This is a genomic window from Neisseria sp. 27098_8_139, from assembly GCF_041433195.1.
In the GTDB taxonomy this organism is placed as follows: domain Bacteria; phylum Pseudomonadota; class Gammaproteobacteria; order Burkholderiales; family Neisseriaceae; genus Neisseria; species Neisseria subflava.
In genome coordinates, this window is record NZ_JAPWBA010000004.1 from 1 (window position 1) to 18,948 (window position 18,948).

General features: G+C 50.0%; 18 protein-coding genes. 7 read left to right on the forward strand and 11 right to left on the reverse strand.

What is annotated here, in order from left to right; all coding sequences use genetic code 11:
* Both yddG and O3660_RS05715 read left to right on the forward strand, forming a co-directional pair.
* A partial coding sequence (gene yddG / locus O3660_RS05710) for an aromatic amino acid DMT transporter YddG (RefSeq protein WP_371464648.1) occupies nucleotides 1-949 on the forward strand: 949 nt, incomplete at its 5' end.
* A 135-nt stretch (nucleotides 950-1,084) separates the two neighbouring features.
* Nucleotides 1,085-1,270, forward strand: coding sequence for a hypothetical protein (locus O3660_RS05715; protein WP_371464709.1), 186 nt, complete (start codon nucleotides 1,085-1,087; stop codon nucleotides 1,268-1,270).
* Nucleotides 1,271-1,342: 72 nt separating this feature from the next.
* Here O3660_RS05715 and glyA read toward each other — a convergent pair whose 3' ends face one another.
* Both glyA and O3660_RS05725 read right to left on the reverse strand, forming a co-directional pair.
* Nucleotides 1,343-2,593, reverse strand: coding sequence for a serine hydroxymethyltransferase (gene glyA, locus O3660_RS05720; protein WP_049328989.1), 1,251 nt, complete (start codon nucleotides 2,591-2,593; stop codon nucleotides 1,343-1,345).
* Between the two features lie 133 nt (nucleotides 2,594-2,726).
* The gene (locus O3660_RS05725) at nucleotides 2,727-3,101 is read right to left on the reverse strand and encodes a hypothetical protein (protein ID WP_049328988.1); all 375 of its coding nucleotides are present in this window, start codon (nucleotides 3,099-3,101) and stop codon (nucleotides 2,727-2,729) included.
* A gap of 221 nt (nucleotides 3,102-3,322) precedes the next feature.
* Between O3660_RS05725 and O3660_RS05730 the strand changes: the two genes are divergently transcribed.
* Together O3660_RS05730 and O3660_RS05735 are read left to right on the forward strand one after the other, a co-directional pair.
* Nucleotides 3,323-3,541 carry a YdcH family protein gene (locus tag O3660_RS05730; RefSeq protein WP_049328987.1) on the forward strand — a complete coding sequence of 73 codons (219 nt, stop codon included), beginning with the start codon at nucleotides 3,323-3,325 and terminating at the stop codon, nucleotides 3,539-3,541.
* 231 nt (nucleotides 3,542-3,772) lie between these two features.
* Nucleotides 3,773-5,974 carry a FepA family TonB-dependent siderophore receptor gene (locus O3660_RS05735; protein WP_049328986.1) on the forward strand — a complete coding sequence of 734 codons (2,202 nt, stop codon included), beginning with the start codon at nucleotides 3,773-3,775 and terminating at the stop codon, nucleotides 5,972-5,974.
* Nucleotides 5,975-6,154: 180 nt separating this feature from the next.
* Here O3660_RS05735 and O3660_RS05740 read toward each other — a convergent pair whose 3' ends face one another.
* The 4 genes from O3660_RS05740 to O3660_RS05755 all read right to left on the reverse strand — a co-directional run bounded on the left by O3660_RS05740 (nucleotide 6,155) and on the right by O3660_RS05755 (nucleotide 9,087).
* Nucleotides 6,155-6,817: an NAD(P)H-dependent oxidoreductase gene (locus tag O3660_RS05740; protein ID WP_049328985.1), complete on the reverse strand. Its 663-nt coding sequence runs from the start codon at nucleotides 6,815-6,817 to the stop codon at nucleotides 6,155-6,157.
* 244 nt (nucleotides 6,818-7,061) lie between these two features.
* The gene (aspA, locus tag O3660_RS05745) at nucleotides 7,062-8,459 is read right to left on the reverse strand and encodes an aspartate ammonia-lyase (RefSeq protein WP_049328984.1); all 1,398 of its coding nucleotides are present in this window, start codon (nucleotides 8,457-8,459) and stop codon (nucleotides 7,062-7,064) included.
* A gap of 89 nt (nucleotides 8,460-8,548) precedes the next feature.
* Nucleotides 8,549-8,749 carry a hypothetical protein gene (locus O3660_RS05750; RefSeq protein ID WP_003685538.1) on the reverse strand — a complete coding sequence of 67 codons (201 nt, stop codon included), beginning with the start codon at nucleotides 8,747-8,749 and terminating at the stop codon, nucleotides 8,549-8,551.
* 191 nt (nucleotides 8,750-8,940) lie between these two features.
* On the reverse strand, nucleotides 8,941-9,087 hold the full coding sequence (locus O3660_RS05755; protein ID WP_003685706.1) for a hypothetical protein: 147 nt from the start codon (nucleotides 9,085-9,087) through the stop codon (nucleotides 8,941-8,943).
* Nucleotides 9,088-9,385: 298 nt separating this feature from the next.
* Between O3660_RS05755 and O3660_RS05760 the strand changes: the two genes are divergently transcribed.
* The 3 genes from O3660_RS05760 (at nucleotide 9,386) to O3660_RS05770 (ending at nucleotide 14,685) form a co-directional block, all read left to right on the forward strand.
* A complete protein-coding gene (locus O3660_RS05760) occupies nucleotides 9,386-10,078 on the forward strand; it encodes a VIT family protein (protein ID WP_371464650.1) in 693 nt (230 codons plus the stop codon).
* A 131-nt stretch (nucleotides 10,079-10,209) separates the two neighbouring features.
* Complete coding sequence (mfd, locus tag O3660_RS05765) at nucleotides 10,210-14,271, forward strand: transcription-repair coupling factor (RefSeq protein ID WP_371464651.1); 4,062 nt, start codon at nucleotides 10,210-10,212, stop codon at nucleotides 14,269-14,271.
* A gap of 75 nt (nucleotides 14,272-14,346) precedes the next feature.
* The gene (locus tag O3660_RS05770) at nucleotides 14,347-14,685 is read left to right on the forward strand and encodes a hypothetical protein (RefSeq protein WP_049328981.1); all 339 of its coding nucleotides are present in this window, start codon (nucleotides 14,347-14,349) and stop codon (nucleotides 14,683-14,685) included.
* Between the two features lie 91 nt (nucleotides 14,686-14,776).
* Here the strand turns inward: O3660_RS05770 and O3660_RS05775 are convergent, their stop codons facing one another.
* The 5 genes from O3660_RS05775 to hemE form a co-directional block, all read right to left on the reverse strand.
* Nucleotides 14,777-15,079 (reverse strand): helix-turn-helix transcriptional regulator, encoded by a 303-nt coding sequence (locus O3660_RS05775; protein ID WP_049328980.1) that lies wholly within the window; start codon nucleotides 15,077-15,079, stop codon nucleotides 14,777-14,779.
* 79 nt (nucleotides 15,080-15,158) lie between these two features.
* Nucleotides 15,159-15,680 (reverse strand): rhodanese family protein, encoded by a 522-nt coding sequence (locus O3660_RS05780; RefSeq protein ID WP_049351283.1) that lies wholly within the window; start codon nucleotides 15,678-15,680, stop codon nucleotides 15,159-15,161.
* Nucleotides 15,681-15,692: 12 nt separating this feature from the next.
* Nucleotides 15,693-15,887, reverse strand: a complete 195-nt coding sequence (locus O3660_RS05785; protein ID WP_036491196.1) for a DUF2892 domain-containing protein — start codon at nucleotides 15,885-15,887, stop codon at nucleotides 15,693-15,695.
* A 263-nt stretch (nucleotides 15,888-16,150) separates the two neighbouring features.
* Nucleotides 16,151-17,644 (reverse strand): cardiolipin synthase, encoded by a 1,494-nt coding sequence (gene cls / locus O3660_RS05790; protein ID WP_049351282.1) that lies wholly within the window; start codon nucleotides 17,642-17,644, stop codon nucleotides 16,151-16,153.
* Between the two features lie 145 nt (nucleotides 17,645-17,789).
* Nucleotides 17,790-18,851 carry a uroporphyrinogen decarboxylase gene (hemE, locus tag O3660_RS05795; protein WP_049328978.1) on the reverse strand — a complete coding sequence of 354 codons (1,062 nt, stop codon included), beginning with the start codon at nucleotides 18,849-18,851 and terminating at the stop codon, nucleotides 17,790-17,792.
* Between the last annotated feature and the right edge of the window lie 97 nt (nucleotides 18,852-18,948).

Consider the following 18,948-nt stretch of genomic DNA (forward strand, 5'->3'; position numbering starts at 1 on the left):
TAAACCTAATAAAACCATCTTCAGCACATACGCCATGATTCATTTCTTATCTCAAAATATTTCATCCAAACAAGCCACTGCCATCGGGCTGCTTGCTGTTGCCTTGTGGAGCTTCGTCATTTCCCTGATACGCTCTTTGAGCCTGCATATGGGGGCAGTGGGTGGCGCGGCAATGATGTACACCTTGTCCACCGTATTGATTTGGCTGATTTTCGGCCGGCCGCATTTGCGCAATTACAACCGCAGCTATTTGTTTTGGGCGAGCGTGTTTTTTGTCGGCTGCGAATTATGTTTGTCGCTGTCGGTCGGTTTCGCGCAAAACGCAAGACAGGCGGTGGAAATCGGCATGGTGAATTATTTGTGGCCGACGTTTACCATCGTCGGGGCGGTATATTTCAACAAACAGCCGTCAAAATGGTGGATAGTCATCGGCTTTGTGCTGTCGTTTTTAGGAATTGCCACCGTACTGGGGGGCGATGTCGGCTTGTCGGTTTCCGGCATCTACCACAATGTCCGCACCAATCCCGGCGGCTATATCATGGCATTTGTAGATGCCGTGCTTTGGGCGGCATATTGCACGCTGACGGCGCGTGTGAAAGCAGAGGGCAGCAGCGTTGGCTTCTTCTTTGCGCTGGTGTCGATACTGTTGTGGATCGAATACTTTCTCAGCGGCGCGAATACGTTGAATTTTGATGCCGTATCGATCGGCTATGCCGTTGCCGCGGCAGCTTGTATGGGTTTAGGCTATGCGGTGTGGAATATCGGTATTTCGCGCGGCAACCTGACAGTATTGGCAGGCGCATCTTATTTCATTCCAGTGTTGTCTGCGGTAGTGTCCTCGTTTTTGATTAGCGCGCCTTTGTCCATGACATTTTGGAAGGGGGCTGGAATGGTGTGCTTAGGATCGATTGTGTGTTGGTTGGCGACACGGAGAAAACGGATGGCGTGAGGTAATATCCCATAGCTTTGCGATATAACGAAAACAGCTTTTTTAACAACCAAACATTCTTTCCCATTTTCAGACGGCCTGTTTAAAGTAGCACTCAGTTTGAGAAATCACGAGAAGTAGACAAACTTAACCGCGCTGCCGAATCCGCCGAAACGCTCAAGCTCAACGACATCGGTAGTATCAGTTTCAAAACTCGCCGCTGCCGCATACGAAGACAACCATGCACAAGGCGCGTTTATTCTGATTGACGAAGCCACCAACCATACTGTCGCGGCAGGCATGATACGCAAAGTCAGCGAAGCAAACAGTTTTGAAATTTAAAAGAAAAGTTGAAATAAAAAAAGGCCGTCTGAACATTCAGACGGCCTGATATTTTATTCAAGTCGAAAATGCTTATGCGCCGTAAACCGGATATTTATTGCACAAAGCAGTCACTTGTTCGCGGACTTTTGCGAGGTTAGCTTCGTCTTCAGGGTTTGCCAAGACATCGGCAACCAAGTTCGCCAATACGCGTGCGTCGGCTTCGTCAAAACCACGAGTGGTCATGGCAGCAGAGCCGATGCGGATGCCGGAAGTCACGAATGGTTTTTCCGGATCATTCGGAATAGCGTTTTTGTTGACGGTAATGTGAGCTTTGCCCAAAGCGGCTTCGGCGGCTTTACCGGTGATTTTCATCGGTTGCAGGTCAACGAGGAAAACGTGGCTTTCGGTACGGCCGGAAACGATGCGCAAACCGCGTTTGACCAACTCTTCCGCCATGGCGGCAGCATTGATTTTCACTTGTTTTGCGTATTCTTTGAACTCAGGTTGCAACGCTTCTTTAAACGCTACGGCTTTGGCGGCAATAACGTGCATCAACGGGCCGCCTTGCAGGCTTGGGAAGATGGCAGAGTTCAGCGCTTTTTCGTGGGTATTGTCACGGCACAAAATTACACCGCCGCGAGGACCGCGCAGAGTTTTGTGGGTGGTGGTGGTGACGAAGTCGCAGAATGGCACGGGGTTAGGATATTCGCCGCCGGCAATCAGGCCGGCATAGTGTGCCATGTCGACAAAGAGGTATGCGCCGACTTTATCGGCGATTTCGCGGAATTTTGCCCAGTCGATTTGCAACGCGTAGGCAGATGCACCGGCCACAATCATTTTGGGTTTGTGTTCAAGAGCCAAGCGTTCCACTTCGGCATAATCGAGAACTTCGTTTTCATCCAAACCATAAGTAATGGCGTTGTAGAGTTTGCCGGAGATGTTAACGCTTGCGCCGTGGGTCAAGTGGCCGCCGTGTGCCAGAGACATACCCAAAATGGTGTCGCCCGGTTTCAAAACGGAAGCGTACACGGCTTGGTTGGCTTGCGAGCCGGAGTGCGGTTGGACGTTGACATATTCTGCGCCAAACAACTCTTTAGCGCGGTCAATCGCCAATTGTTCGACAATATCAACGTATTCACAGCCGCCGTAGTAGCGTTTGCCAGGATAGCCTTCAGCATATTTGTTGGTCAATTGCGAACCTTGGGCTTCCATAACGGCACAGCTGACGTAGTTTTCAGAGGCGATCAGCTCGACGTGGTCTTGCTGGCGCTTGTCTTCTTGGGCGATGGCTGCTGCCAAATCGGGGTCATATTGTGCGAGGGTAACGCTTTTTGAAAACATGTTCTCGATTCCTTTGTGATGGGCTGAAAATATAGGATGGAGTGCTGCGGATTGGTTCAAGATGAACTATTTTTCTTGCATTGTCAACAATTGTGTCAGGTGTTTGGTTTCAGACGGCCTGAGATTGAAGGGTTTATTTGAAAATATCATCTTGTTTTAAATGAAAATCCATTTTTTCCAGAAGCGCGGCTAAATCGGCTTCCGCTTGAGCGGCTTTAAGATTTTTTGCCAGTTCTACCAGGGCTACCGCATTTAATCGTTCTTTCTCCAGCCGTAGGGCTTCTTCGCTGAAGATTTTGATATTGTCTGCCGATTCGGCGGCATCTATTTTTTCAAATGGATAAAACGATTCTTCGTGTACGGCCAAACCGTCGGGCAGGGGCGCGGCATGGTTGAAATCGGCATCATTGATCGGCATCCATGAAGGATGGTTCTCAAGCAGGATAAATTGTCCGTCCATGCCGTTGATATGACGGAATAGGGTGGTTCGGCCATTATGTAAACGCATAAGTCCGATTGTATGCCCAAGTCGGCAAGCCGTCTATAAAGCCGTTTCTTTCTATTTTGGCGCTAACTTATGTTGATATTATTAATTTTGATGTAAAACAGTTTCGACTTAAAAAAGACTGGATAAAACGCCCGTGTTTGTTATAATGAAGCTAAAGATTGATTCGTCCTAGTTTTTGACCGCAGTACTTTTTTATTTAATTAACAGGAGAGGAAAACAAAATGTTTCCAGAATATCGCGATTTGATTTCTAAACTGAAACAAGAGGATGCACACTTTGCCCGTTTGTTTGACGAGCACAATGAGCTGGACGATAAAATCACCGGTTTGGTTAACAATCCTGTTACCAGCGGTGCCGAAGAGATTGAAGAGCTGAAAAAAGCCAAACTCAAACTCAAAGACGAATTGTATGCTATTCTGCAAAAAGCAGCAGGCAAATAATTAAAAATTGAATAAGGCCGTCTGAACGGTATGATGGAAATCTCGGATTTCGTTTCATGCTGTTTCAGACGGCCTTTTTAGTTGTTTGGTATTTTGTTAATTCTATTAACAAAATTTAAATATTAATTGTAAATCACTCTTAATTGCATTGAAAACTTTGTTAATTTTATTTAAAATTCAAAACGATTTTCATTTTAATTTTAAACAAACAAAACCAAGAGAAACGATGCAATGAAAACATTCACACTCGCCATTTTGCCTTTGGCGTTAATTAGTGCATTCTCACACGCAGCTGAAGAGAAAGCCGTTGAGCAGGCTGAAGTCGATACCGTTTACGTTACTGCCGAGAAGCAGTTGCAACAGTCGCTCGGCGTATCGCGTATTTCTAAAGACGATATCGACAAACGCCCTGCAGCCAATGATATTTCCGAATTTGTCCGCACCATGCCAGGTGTCAACCTGACCGGCAATACGGCAACAGGTCAGCGTGGCAACAAACGCCAAATTGACTTGCGCGGTATGGGTCCTGAAAACACTTTGATTTTGATTGACGGCAAGCCGGTTAATTCGCGCCAGTCCGAGCGTATCAGTATGCGCGGTGAACGCAATACGCGTGGTGACAGTAACTGGGTGCCGGTTGAAGAGATTGAATCCATTACCGTCTTGCGCGGTCCGGCAGCAACACGTTACGGCTCCGGCGCGATGGGCGGCGTGGTCAATATTGTCACCAAAAAAGTGTCTAAAGAATTTAAAGGCCAAGTCAATCTTTACGCCAATCAGCCGCAAGACAGCAAAGAGGGCGCAACCCGCCGTATCGGCTTCAATTTGAGCGGTCCAATCATTCAAGATACTTTGGGCTTCCGCATTTACGGCAACCTGAATAAAACAGATGCAGATGCTGCCGATATTAATGCCGGACACGGCAATGACAGCGCGGCCGGTGTCGAAGGCGTACGCAATAAAGACATTGCAGGCCGTCTGCAATGGAAAATCAGCCCAGCGCAAACGCTGATTTTAGACAGCAGTTACAGCCGTCAGGGCAATATCTACAACGGCGATACGCAAAACAGCAATCCGCGTTCCGCTTTGGTTAATTCTTTGGCCGACAGCAAAGCCGAAACTGCCCGCTTATACCGTTCTGCTTATTCCTTAACGTATGATGGCGCATGGGAATGGGGCGATACCAAAAACGTGATCAGTTATGAGCGCACAATTAACAGCCACTTGCCTGAAGGTTTGGCCGGTGGTCCGGAAGGCAGCTATACAGGCTTGGATTTTGTTCAAAGCCGTCTGAAAAACCTGCGCTTCAGCAGCGAAGCGAATATTCCGTTCAAACTTGGTGTCGATAATGTATTGACGGTCGGTGCGGAATTTACTGACAGCAAATTGGACGATCCTGCCTCCAATACTCAGGGATTTAAAGACCAAGGCAAAACCGATGCGTTTAACGGTATCTCCGCAACGCGCGGCGGTAAGGCATCGCAACGCAACTGGGCGGCATACGTTGAAGACAATATTTCATTGACCGACAAAACCCATCTGATTCCGGCCATCCGTTTCGACCACAACAGCGACAGCGGTAGCAACTGGAGTCCGGCTTTGAACTTCTCGCATCAAATCGGCGAAAACTGGTTGGTCAAAGGCGGTGTTGCCCGTGCGTACAAAGCGCCAAACCTGTATCAAACCAATCCTGACTTTATCCTGTACACACGCGGTCAGGGTTGCCCGCTCAATGCGCCGAACAGCGTCCGTTGCTATTACATGGGCAACAACAATTTGAAACCTGAAACCAGTATCAATAAAGAGATTGGTCTTGAGTTCAACAAAAACGGCTGGCAGGCTTCCGCGACTTATTTCCATAATGCGTACCGCAATAAAATCGTAATTGGCGACCAGCTTATTGCCACCAGCAATATCGGCAACTGGCTCCTGCAATGGGAAAATACGCCGAAAGCGACTATTTCGGGTATCGAAGGCAACTTGGTGATTCCGTTGCATGACACACTCAAGTGGAGCAACAATTTCACTTACATGCACAAATCCGAAGATTATCAAGGCAATCCATTGTCTTTGGTGCCAAAACACACCATCAACAGCACACTGTCTTGGACGCCGAACGAACGCTTTGATGCCAACCTGACCTTTACCCACTACGGTCGCACCAAGCCGCGCAGCGTGGCAGTCAACCATTTGGAGCAAAAAGGTAATCCTCGTGCAGGCGTGGCAGCGTTGTCTTCCGAACACAGCCAAACTCAAGTCGGCTCTTACGGCATCTGGGGCATCAATGCAGGCTACAACTGGAACAAACGCGTAGCCGTCCGTGGCGGTGTCAGCAATCTGTTTGACAAAAAACTGTACCGCACAACTGCCGGCGCACAAACGTACAACGAGCATGGCCGTGCCTTCTACGGCAGTTTGAAAGTATCGTTTTAAGTAGAAGCGTATCAAATAAGGCCGTCTGAAACGGTGTGAAATGAAATCTAGGATTTCTGACACATGGTTTCAGACGGCCTTTTTGAGTTTAAATTTAGAAGCATTTGTTGTTACGGAATTTGCCTCACTTTTTTAGAAAAGTAAAAGGGCAGCATTTGCCGCCCTGAGAATACAAACTGCTTATTCGACCCAAGTTACCATTTCTTCAATCGGTTTGCGTGATTTTTTGGTGATTTCTTTGGCACGATAGCCGAATGTTGCCGCTACGGATACGCCCCATTCGTTGGCATCAAACAGGCCTTCTGCTGCCAATACTTCGTTCATTTTATCGTAGTTGAAGCCTTCGATTGGGCAGGAATCGATGCCGATGGCGGCTGCGCCTGTGAGCATATTGGCCAAAGCAATATAGGTCTGCTTGCCGCTCCAGTCGAAGAGTGCGCGTTGGTCGTCGGCAATTTTAATGTCGGTTTCTTGGAAGCGTTTGTATTTTGCCAACGCTTTTTCCAGCTGCTCTCCTTGCAGGCCCTTGCGTTCGACAACACTGCGGAAGAACGGGGTATCGTAACGGGCATTTTTTTTGGCAAGGATAATCACCAGATGGCTGCAGTCGTCCAGTTGGAATTGCATCCCCCAGCTGAAAGGCTTGATTTTCTCACGCAGGGCTTTGTTTTGAATCACCAAGAATTTCCATGGCTCAGAGCCGACAGAGCTTGGGGAGAGGCGGGCAAATTCTAAAATCGCTGCAAAATCTTCTTGGCTGATTTTTTTGTTGGGATCGTAATAACGGGTGGAGCAGCGATTTTCGAATACTTGCAGCATTTGTTCGCGTGTAATTTGATTCATCTGGTTTTCCTAATAAATGAAGATGTTATTCCAATATCCGGTTCCTTTTGAGGCATTATTACCAGCATAACCTTAAGGAGGAAACAGGCTGGGGCAACACCATGTTAAATCAAACCTGACGGTCAGGCTATCTTTTAATTCTGAATTTCGCAAAAAAATTCGATAAATATCCATATCAATACGAAAAGGCCGTCTGAAACTTTAAACGTTAAAGTTTCAGACGGCCTTTGATTTCAAATCCTGATTACAGATGAGGATTCATCAGGTTTTCTGGGGAGAGGATGCGGTTGAGTTCTTCTTCGCTCAACAGACCGCGCTCCAGTACGACTTCGCGTACGCCTTTGCCGGTTTGGGCGCAGATTTTGCCAACCAAGTCGCCATTGCGGTGGCCGATGTATGGGTTCAGATAAGTGACCAAACCGATGGAGTTGAAGACGTAGTGTTCGCAGATTTCGCGGTTGACCGTAATGCCTTTGACGCATTTGTCGGACAGGTTGACCGCGGCGTTGCCTAAGAGGGAAATGGTTTCAAACATACATTGGGCGATTACCGGCTCCATAACGTTCAGTTGCAGTTGACCTGCTTCGGCTGCGAAAGTGATGGTGGTGTCGTTGCCGATGACTTTGAAGCAGACTTGGTTGACGACTTCGGGAATCACGGGATTGACTTTGGCAGGCATGATGGAAGAACCGGCCTGCAATTCAGGCAGGTTGATTTCTTTCAAACCGGCGCGCGGACCGGAAGAGAGCAGGCGCAAGTCGTTACAGATTTTGGACAGTTTGACGGCTGTGCGTTTCAATGCGCCGTGTACCATCACATATGCGCCGCAGTCGGAGGTCGCTTCGATCAGGTTTTCAGTCAGTTTGCAAGGCAGGCCGCTGACTTCGGAGAGTTTCTCAACGACCAAAGCCGCATAGCCTTTAGGCGTATTCACGCCCGTACCGATGGCGGTGGCGCCGAGGTTGACTTCAAGCAGCAGGGAGCGGGTGCGGTCGAGGTTGAGGATTTCTTCTTCCAACAACACTTGGAAAGATTGGAATTCTTGGCCGGCAGTCATCGGCACGGCATCTTGAAGCTGGGTGCGGCCCATTTTCAAAACGTCTTTAAATTCTTCGGCTTTGGCGGCAAAAGCGTTTTTCAGGACGGCCAGTTTGTCGAGCAATTCGCCGATGTTGTAATACACGGCAAGGCGGAAGCCGGTAGGGTAGGCGTCGTTGGTGGATTGGCTGGCGTTGACATGGTCCATCGGATTGACGATGTCGTAGTGGCCTTTTTCGTGTCCCAAGACTTCCAATGCGAGGTTGGCAATGACTTCGTTAGTATTCATGTTGACCGAAGTACCGGCGCCGCCTTGATAAACGTCGGACGGGAATTGGTCGAGGCAGCGGCCTTTGACCAATACTTCATCGCAGGCTTTTTCGATGGCGGCCGCGATTTCCGGCTTGATGGCACCCAATGCGCCGTTGGCTTGTGCAGTGGCTTTTTTAACCATGACCATGCTGCGGACAAATTGCGGTACGTCGGAAATTTTTTGTGTGGAAATTTTAAAGTTTTCAATGGCGCGCAAAGTATGGATGCCCCAATATACTTCAGCAGGGATCTCGCGGTCGCCCAATAAATCGTGTTCGATTCGTACAGTCATTTCTCTTACCTTCTCGTATAGTTGTGTTGGTGTGCATTATGCGTTTGGAACATTAGCCCAGTTCGGCAAGATTGTCCAGTTAATAAGACTTAATCGTCAGGATGAAAGCGCGCCGCTTCGCGTTCCTTAGCAACTGTATCTTTGTCTTTCAGTTTTGCGCCCAGACCCAACATTTTTTCGTATTCGGATTGCGGCGTGCCGTCTTCCTGCATACCGAACGCGCTGGCATTGACCCAGAGGGCGAGTAGGGAAACGATAATGGCGAAAAAGCCGACGATATACCAAAACATTTTTTTCTTCCTTGTGTGTCTGCGGGGCAGATTGTTGTGGTTTGTAAAGATGTGAATGTAGCACAAACGCGGTTGGGTTTAAATTCTTCTCCTGCATCCTTTCATTGATTTACCTGTAAGTGTTTAGAAAGGAAAAGGCCGTCTGAAGAGTCTTACTTTTCAGACGGCCTCGGAGGCTTTGGTTGGGAAGATTAGCCGCCGCATGCGCCGCAGCAACCGCCTTCGCTGTGACCGCCGCGTTTTTCTTCGTTATTGATAACGGGCAGTTCGGTTTCTTCGGTTTGCTCTTTTTTATCTTCAGGCAAATCGTTTACTTTGATTTTGTTTTCTTCAGCCATGATACATCCTTTCAATGGATTGAGGAGTGGAAAGATTCATAAAGATAGCATCTTTAAGCAGATAAACCAAGCAGCACAAAACTGCCTTGTGATAATGCCATGACTTGGAACAATAAATTTGCTTGTAAAAGCGTTAAGGCCGTCTGAAAAAATCTAAAGAGGAGTGTTGGTTTTTATGGTTTGAAATGGCAGCAGAAAGATTTAAGAATGCTTGATTTGAAGGGATAAACTGACATTGAATTCAAAAAACAATACAATGTTATCATCATCTGAAAACAGCCAATTTATCGGAGCATATATGTATTCATACCACAGCGAACGCCATTTCAGCGACTGCAACAACTGGCTTCGGGCAAGCGTATTGGGTGCCAATGACGGCCTGATTTCCACTGCCTCGCTGTTGACGGGCGTAGCCGCTGCCGCGCCAGATTTCCAAACCCTGCTGTTGACGGGCGTTTCTGCGCTTATCGGGGGCGCGGTGTCAATGGCGGCGGGGGAGTATGTTTCCGTGTCCAGCCAATCGGATACGGAAAAAGCCGATTTGCACAAAGAACGCTACGAATTGGCAAATAATCCTGATGCAGAGTTGGAAGAGCTGACTGAAATTTACCGCCGACGCGGTTTGTCTGACCCGCTCGCGGCAGAGGTAGCCAAAGCATTGATGGAACACGATGCACTCGCCGCCCACGCGCGCGACGAAATCGGCATTACCGAAACCTCTGCCGCCCAACCCATGCAGGCCGCGCTGGCTTCTGCCGCTTCATTTTGTGCCGGCGCGATTTTGCCTTTACTGGTCGCGTTGACGGCTTCTACCGCCATTGTTCCGGCCTTGGCAGTTTCCACTTTGTGCGGATTGGCCGGACTGGGCTATGTCTCCGCTAAACTTGGTGGCGCGCCTGTCGTTCCTGCCGTTTTGCGCGTGTGCTTATGGGGCGTTGCGGCATTGGTAATAACCGGATTTATTGGAAAACTGGCAGGCGTGGCTGTCTGAATGTAAGGCCTTATATTCTTTTAAACCTGTATCCAGTAAAATTGAAAATCTATTTTGATCGCTAAAGGCCGTCTGAAAATTTTTCAGACGGCCTATGGTGCTTGTATTTACTTATTACAAACTGTTTTGTCATGACTTATCCGATTCCCAAACCCCGTGAAAAATCCCGTTGGCTCAATCTGTCTCAAGGCTCGCTGCCCTTGGCTTTGGCGCGTTATCTGCCGCATAAGCGGCTCAAAGTCGTGCTGACCCAAGATGCGGAACAGGCGTTGCGCCTTCAGACGGCATGGCGGTTTTTCCGTCCGCACGACACGGCGGTGTTCCTGCCGGACTGGGAAACGCTGCCTTACGAGCGTTTTTCGCCGCATCAGGATTTGGTGTCGGAGCGGCTCTCGGCGTTGTGGCAGATTAAAAGCGGCGCGGCGGACGTGTTGTTTGTGCCGGTTGCCACGGCGATGCAGAAGCTGCCGCCCGTGCCGTTTTTGGCGGGGCGCACGTTTTGGCTGAAAACGGGGCAGACTTTGGATATAGGTCGTCTGAAAACCGATTTGGTGGATGCGGGCTACAACCATGTTTCCCATGTTGTCGCGGCGGGCGAGTTTGCCGTACGCGGCGGGATTGTCGATTTGTTTCCGATGGGCAGCGAAATGCCTTACCGCATCGATTTGTTCGACGATGAAATCGACAGCATTAAAACGTTTGACACCGACACGCAGCGCACCATCTCGCCCGTTTCCGAAATCCGCCTGCTGCCGGCGCACGAGTTCCCCACCGACAGCGAGGCGCAAAAAATCTTCCGCAGCCGCTTCCGCGAGGAAGTCGATGGCAATCCAAACGATGCCGCCGTGTACAAAGCCGTCAGCAACGGCCACTTCGGCGCGGGCGTGGAATACTATCTGCCGCTGTTTTTTGAAAACGAGCTGGAAACGTTGTTTGACTATATCGGCGAAGATGCGCTGTTTGTCTCTTTGGGCGATGTTCACGCCGAGGCAAACCGCTTTTGGAGCGACGTCAAATCGCGTTACGCCATGGCGCAGGGCGACGAAACCTATCCGCCTTTGCTTCCACAGCATTTGTATCTCTCTGCCGATGTGTTCGCAGGTCGTCTGAAAAACTACGGACAAGTGCTGCCCGATGTTTCCGGCAAGGAACACACCCTGCCCGACCTTGCCGTCAACCGCCAGTCCGACGAGCCGTTGCAGGCATTGAAGGATTTTCAGACGACCTTTGAAGGACGGATTTTGCTGTGCGCCGAAAGTTTGGGACGGCGCGAAACCATGCTCGGTTTCTTGCAGCAAAACGGTTTGAAAGCCAAACCTGTGTCCGACTGGCAGGGCTTTTTATCGGCGCAAGAGCCGCTGATGATTACAGTGGCGCCGTTGGCATACGGATTCAAACTGGGTGGGCTGCGCGCTCCGGACCAACGACAACCTACTCCCGCTTCCGAGGGAGAAGGTAAAACGGTTGCCGACCAAACCAAATTTCCCGCAGCCGCAACAAACCCTCTCCCTAGCCCTCTCCCACAGGAGAGGGAACAGAATGCAGCCGCCATTTCAGACGACCTAAAAACCAAAAGCAGCCTGCTCCCCATCGAAAGTACTCTGTACGGGCAAATCCAACGGCAACCTACCCCCTCCCCTGTGGAGGAAGGTTGGGGAGAGGGCAAAGCAGTTACCGCTCAAAGTGAATTTCCCACAGCCGTAACAAACCCTCTCCCGCAGGAGAGGGAACAGAATGCAGCCGCCATTTCAGACGACCTGAAAACTAAAAGCAGCCTGCATCCCGTCGAAAATAGCCTGCACAGGCAAATCCGACAGCAACCTGCCCCCTCCCCCGTTGGGGAGGGTTGGGGAGTTGCCGCTCAAACCGAATTTTCCACAGCCGCAACAAACCCTATCCCACAGGAGAGGGGACAAAGTGCCGCTGCCGTTTCAGACGACCTAAAAACCGAAAGCAGCCTGCACCCCATCGCAAGTGATCTGCACAGGCAAATCCAACAGCAGCCTGCCCCCTCCCCCGTGGGGGAGGGTTGGGGAGAGGGCAAAGCGGTTGCCGCTCAAAGTGCCATCGCCGTCATCACCGAATCCGAGCTCTACCAATACGTCGCCCGTTCTCGCGTCCACAGCCGCCGCAAGAAACACGCTGCCGTTTCAGACGGCCTGTTGCGCGACCTTGCCGAAATCAACATCGGCGACCCCGTCGTTCACGAAGAACACGGCATCGGGCGGTATATGGGCTTGGTAACGATGGACTTGGGCGGCGAAACCAACGAAATGATGTTGCTCGAATACGCGGGCGAAGCACAGCTTTATGTGCCTGTTTCGCAACTGCATTTAATCAGCCGCTACTCCGGCCAGGCGCATGAAAACGTCGCCCTGCACAAGCTCGGCAGTGGCGCGTGGAACAAGGCAAAGCGCAAAGCCGCCGAAAAAGCGCGCGATACCGCCGCCGAGTTGCTCAACCTCTACGCCCAACGCGCCGCCCAATCGGGACACAAGTTTGAAATCAACGAGTTGGACTATCAGGCGTTTGCCGACGGCTTCGGCTACGAAGAAACCGAAGACCAGGCCGCCGCCATTGCCGCCGTGATTAAAGACCTGACGCAGGCGAAGCCGATGGACCGCCTTGTGTGCGGCGATGTCGGTTTCGGCAAAACCGAAGTCGCCCTGCGCGCCGCGTTTGTAGCGGTGATGGGCGGCAAACAGGTTGCCGTACTCGCTCCGACCACGCTTCTGGTCGAGCAGCACGCGCAAAATTTCGCCGACCGCTTCGCCGATTTCCCCGTGAAAGTCGCCAGCCTTTCGCGTTTCAACAACAGCAAAACCACCAAGGCCGCGCTGGAAGGCATGGCGGGCGGCACGGTCGATATCGTTATCGGCACGCACAAATTGGTGCAGGACGACATAAAATTCAAAAACTTAGGTTTAGTGATTATTGATGAAGAACACCGCTTCGGCGTGCGCCAGAAAGAGCAGCTCAAACGCCTGCGCGCCAATGTCGATGTCCTCACCATGACCGCCACGCCGATTCCGCGCACCCTCAGCATGGCGCTCGAAGGTCTGCGCGACTTCTCGCTGATTACCACCGCACCCAGCCGCCGCCTCGCCGTCAAAACCTTTGTCAAACCGTTCAGCGAAGGCAGCGTGCGCGAAGCCGTGTTGCGCGAACTCAAACGTGGCGGGCAGGTATTTTTCCTGCACAATGAAGTAGATACGATTGAGAATATGCGCGAGCGGCTGGAAACCCTGCTGCCCGAAGCCCGCATCGGCGTGGCGCACGGACAACTGCGCGAGCGCGAGCTGGAACAAGTCATGCGCGACTTTTTGCAACAAAGATTCAACGTGTTGCTCTGTTCCACCATCATCGAAACCGGCATCGACATCCCCAACGCCAACACCATTATCATCAAACGCGCCGACAAATTCGGACTGGCGCAACTGCACCAGCTTCGCGGTCGCGTCGGCCGCAGCCACCACCAAGCCTACGCCTACCTGCTCACGCCCGAATACATCACCAAAGACGCAGAAAAACGCCTCGACGCCATCGCGGCGGCAGACGAACTCGGCGCAGGTTTCACCCTCGCCATGCAGGATTTGGAAATCCGCGGCGCAGGCGAAATCCTCGGCGAAGGACAATCCGGCGAAATGATGCAGGTCGGCTTCACGCTCTACACCGAAATGCTCAAACAAGCCGTGCGCGACCTCAAAAAAGGCCGCCAGCCCGACCTCGACGCACCGTTGGGCATCACCACCGAAATCAAACTGCACAGCCCCGCCCTGCTGCCCGAAAGCTATTGCCCCGACATCCACGAACGGCTCGTCCTCTACAAACGCCTCGCCGTCTGCGAAACCGTGCAACAAATCAACGCCATATACGAAGAACTCGTTGACCGCTTCGGCCTGCCCGAACAACCCGTCAAAACCCTCATCGAAAGCCACCACCTGCGGCTTGCGGCAAAAGAACTGGGTATCGATGCCATTGATGCGACCAGCGAAGCGGTAACGGTAACCTTTGGCAAAAACAATAATGTCGATCCAACCGAAATCATCCTGCTGATTCAGAACGACAAAAAATACCGCCTTGTCGGCGCGGATAAGCTGCGATTTACCGCAGAGATGGAAAATATCGAAGTGCGGATTAATACAGTGAAGAACGTATTGAAGACTTTGAAAGAAAGGGTGATGGTTAAGTAGAAAGGTTAGGAAAAGGCCGTCTGAAAATACTGAAACTGTCAGTTTTGAGATTACTAAATCGAACAGGGAATTATTATGAAAATGAGGGTAATGATGCTGGGAGTAACAGGCTTGATATTATCCGGCTGCTTTTTCACTGATGAAATTAAGTTGGAAGATATTCAGAATTTTAAAATTACTGTCAATGAAGCTAAGGGGAATAGGCAGGTGCATTTGACAGGCTTATTAGGCAATAGTGCAATGGGTATTTCAGATATCAAAACAACTAGCCGCAACGATGAGCTGAATATTACTTTATTTCAAAAATTAGCAGGTTCGGAATACTCAGGAACATTAGATAAAGAAATTGCTCTTGAAAGCAATATCAAGAAGATTACTTATGGTTCTAAACACGAGATGATATGGCAAGACTAAAAATACAATAAAGGGCGTCTGAAAAAGATTCAGACGGCCTTTAAAATTATAAATAGGATAGATTTTTTGACTATCCTATTTCGGCAACATTTCAAGGTTTATCTGCGCAGAAAAAGGAATACAGCAACTGTATCATCTCGGTTACCCTCGGGTCGGCAATGTAATATTGCCGTTCCCGATGGTTCACTTCAAACGATACCAAACCGGCTTCACGCAGTAGCGCTAATTGGCTGGACATTGCCGCTTGCGGCAGTCCGGATGATTCAGCCAACTCGGTTACATTGTGCGGTCTTTCATGTAGTTTGCACAATACGGCGAGGCGGTTGGGATTGGCCAGTAGTTTGAGAAAAGCGGTGGCTTCTTCGTAGGGCGGTTGATTGTCGGCAATGGTCATTTTTCACGCTTTTCGGCAAATGAAGAGGTCGAATTATCAGTCATAATGGCCTCAGCAGCAACTTTCAGACGGCCTTTGCTTAATGGTTCCATGGCATTTTGGCTAGCAGGCGAGCCATGCCGCAGAATCCGGTTAGTCCAGCCGTTAATAGGCCTGCGCCGACCATCACGTCTATCAGATAAAACCAAGGCGATACCAGCCAACCTGCCAGCACGCCCAACAGAATCAAACTGCCCGCAATGGTTTGCACCTGCCGCATGATATCCGGTGCGGCACGGTCGGCAACAATAGGAAGCCCTGCAGCTTTCCATGCAAGTAAGCCGCCTTCTAGAATATAACATTCTCGACCTTGGCCAAGCGCTGACAATATTGTTTCTGCCCGTGTTGTACGTTTACCGCTCAGGCAATAAAAAATCAGGCATTGGGCAGTATCATCGGGCAGTTTGTCTCGCTGCTGTTCAAGCGGAAGGGATAATGCACCGACAATATGCCCGCCCCGATATTCGACTTGGTTTCGGATGTCCACTGCCAACGCGCCCTCACGGATTTTTGCCATTGCTTCGGAAGGCTTGATTTGCGGGAGTTGTCCGACCGTACTCATGTTTTGCCTTCTTTATTTTTTGTTGATGCGGCAGGTGTTGATGCCCAATAAGCTGTACAGCGCGCAGTTGCCAATCAGTGCTGTACCCAGGGGGATGATGCCCAGCCAACCCCACCAGCCAATGTGTCCGGTAGCGGCCGCAGCAATCAGCGCTACGCCGATAACAATACGGATTACGCGATCCAAAGTACCCAAGTTTCGTTTCATTTTATTGCTCCTTGTTTCAGAATGAATTATCTATAAATAAATATATATAATAAAAATCATATATGAGAAATATTATATCCCTAAAAATGATTTTGTCAAATTATTTGTAACCATGCAGTTTGGAATAGGGATAGGTATTGGTTTGTTTGGTTGGTGTAAATGATCGCTTAAGCATCTGATTTAAAATAAAAGAACGATATAATTTTTATATATAAAAAAGGCCGTCTGAAAAGTATTTTTCAGACGGCCTAAATATTTATGTTTTACAGTAAAGGACTCATCAGGCGGACGACATTTTCCACGAGGCCGCGGAGTTTGGAGCGTTGTTGCCATGATTTGATGGCAATGTAGCTGCTGTTTTTAAGGTAGCTGCGTTGGAGGTTGCAGATTTGTTTGGTGGTATCACGATCGTAGATGGCGAGGCTGATTTCTAGGTTGAGGAAGAAACTGCGCATGTCCATGTTGACCGTACCGAAGAGGGAGTAGTCTTCGTCAATAGTCATGGTTTTGGCATGTAGAAGACCGCCTTCAAACATGGCGATTTTGACGCCGGCTTCCAGCAACATAGGGTAGTAGGCGCGTGAGGCGTAGCGAACCATCAGTGAATCGACTTTGGCAGGCAGTATCAGGGTCACTTTGACGCCGCGTTTGGCGGCAACGGTTAATGCCATGAGAAGCGGCTCGTCGGGGACAAAGTAGGGGGTGGTAATCGTGATTTGTTTGGTGGCGGCATAGATGGCGCTGATGATGGTTTCGTAAATAACGAAGCTGCCTTGCTCGGGGGCGGATGGAATGATTTGGGCAACGATATCGCCTTGCTGCATTTTTTCAGGAAGGATTTGGGGCAGCAGGCTTTGGGCTTTGTTGAGGTATGTTTGTACGTTTTGGAGGTTTTCATCGGTTTCGACGGCAAGGTCGGCGAAGAAGACGGCAGACAGTTCCAAAACCATAGGCCCTGTGCAGCGCATCATGACATCGACCCATTCTCCAACGCCGGAGTTTTGTTTGAAATAGCGCGGGTCGACGAGGTTGAAGCTGCCGGTGTAACCAATTTTGCTGTCGATAACGAGGATTTTGCGGTGGTTGCGCAGGTCGGTACGCGTAAATAATGTACGCCAAATGCCGACAGGCAATGAGGTATGTACTTCAATGCCTGCTTGGCGCAGTATCTCTACCCAATCGCTTTCAAAAAAACTCCTGCTGCCGACGGCATCGGCCAGAATGGCGCAGTCAACGCCTCGATCTGCGGCGGCAAGAATTTCATTTAAAATTTCTTCAATGCGGCCTTTGGGTTCGATAATGTAAAAGGCCAGCAGGCAGGAATGGGTTGCGGCGCGTATGTCCGCAAGCATGCTGTCGATGATGGCATCTGTGGTAGAGAGCAGGCTCATGGCGTTGCCTTTGGTTGCACCCAGCCCCGTTCCTTTTTCGGCAACTTTACTGATGCCGTGGTATCGTGATTTGACTTGGTCGGCAATGTCGAGATAGATATCGGCTAGATGGGTGGCGGCAAAGTTGCGGTAGAAGCGGTTCATTTCGCCGGTACGTTTGGCGCGGGCGGTGCCTAGACGAGGCTCTCCAATAAGGATGTAGGCGATGGTTCCGAATACGGGGAAAAGGAATAGGATAATCAGCCAGGCAAAGGTTGAGCCGATGTTTTTTTGTTTGTACAACACGCGCAGCATACAGACGAGTGCGGCGCAGGTGTGGGCGAAGATGAAAATTTCGGTCCAGGTGATGTCTTTAAAAAAATTCATATTCGGTAGCGGGAGTGGATGTGTTTTTAAGTTTGAAGGTGTCAGCTGATAAGCTTCAGATATTAAGTATATAGAAAAACCGTCTGAAAACAAATTTACACGATAATCGTGTTTCTGTTTTCAGACGGCCTTTGAGTTGTTTTAATTAATGGTGATACTGACGGGATAATTCGTGTACGGTATCGACCAAAATTTTGGCGTGTTCCGGATCGGCGTGTTGGTTGATGCCGTGTCCGAGGTTGAATACATGGCCGCTGCCGTTGCCATAGTCGGCAAGAATGCGTGCGACCTCGGTGCGGATAGATTCCGGTGTACCGAAGAGGGCAAACGGGTCGAAGTTTCCTTGCAGGGCAACTTGTTCGCCGACGCGACGGCGGGCTTCGCCGATGTTGCAGGTCCAGTCCAAGCCCAATGCATCTGCGCCGATTTCTGCCATGCTTTCCAGCCATAAGCCGCCGCCTTTGGCAAATACGATAACAGGCACGCGGCGACCTTCGCTTTCGCGTTTGAGTCCGGCAACGATTTGTCGGATGTACTTCAGGCTGAATTCTTTAAATGCGGCATCGCTCAACACGCCGCCCCAAGTATCGAAAATTTGTACGGCTTGTGCGCCGGCATCGATTTGGGTGTTGAGGTAGGCGGTAACGGCTTGAGCATTGGTGTCGAGGATTTTATGCAGCAAATCAGGACGCGAATACATCATGGTTTTGATGGTGCGGAATTCTTTGCTGCTGCCGCCTTCAACCATGTAGCAGGCGAGTGTGAACGGGCTGCCTGAGAAGCCGATCAGCGGAACTCGGCCGTCCAGTGCTTTACGGATGGAAGTTACGGCATCAAAGACGTATTGCAGTTTCTCCATGTCAGGAACTTGCAGTTTTGCAATGTCGACTTCGTGTTGCAAGGCGCGTTCAAATTTCGGGCCTTCGCCTTCGGCAAAATACAGGCCCAAACCCATGGCATCGGGAACGGTCAGAATATCGGAAAACAGAATTGCCGCGTCTAGATCAAAACGTTCTAAAGGCTGGATGGTAACTTCGGTTGCCAGCTCGGTGTTTTTGCACAAATCGAGAAAGCTGCCTGCGCGTGCGCGCGTGGCTTTGTATTCAGGCAGATAGCGTCCGGCTTGGCGCATCATCCAGATAGGAGTGTATTCGACAGGCTGTTTGAGCAGGGCGCGGAGGAAAGTGTCGTTTTTCAGAGCAGTCATGGTAGAGAGGCTTTCTGATTTGGTGTGTTGGACAAAGTTCAGACGGCCTTAGATATGTATTGAGGCCGTCTGAAATGATTAAATGGTTGGTTCTGTT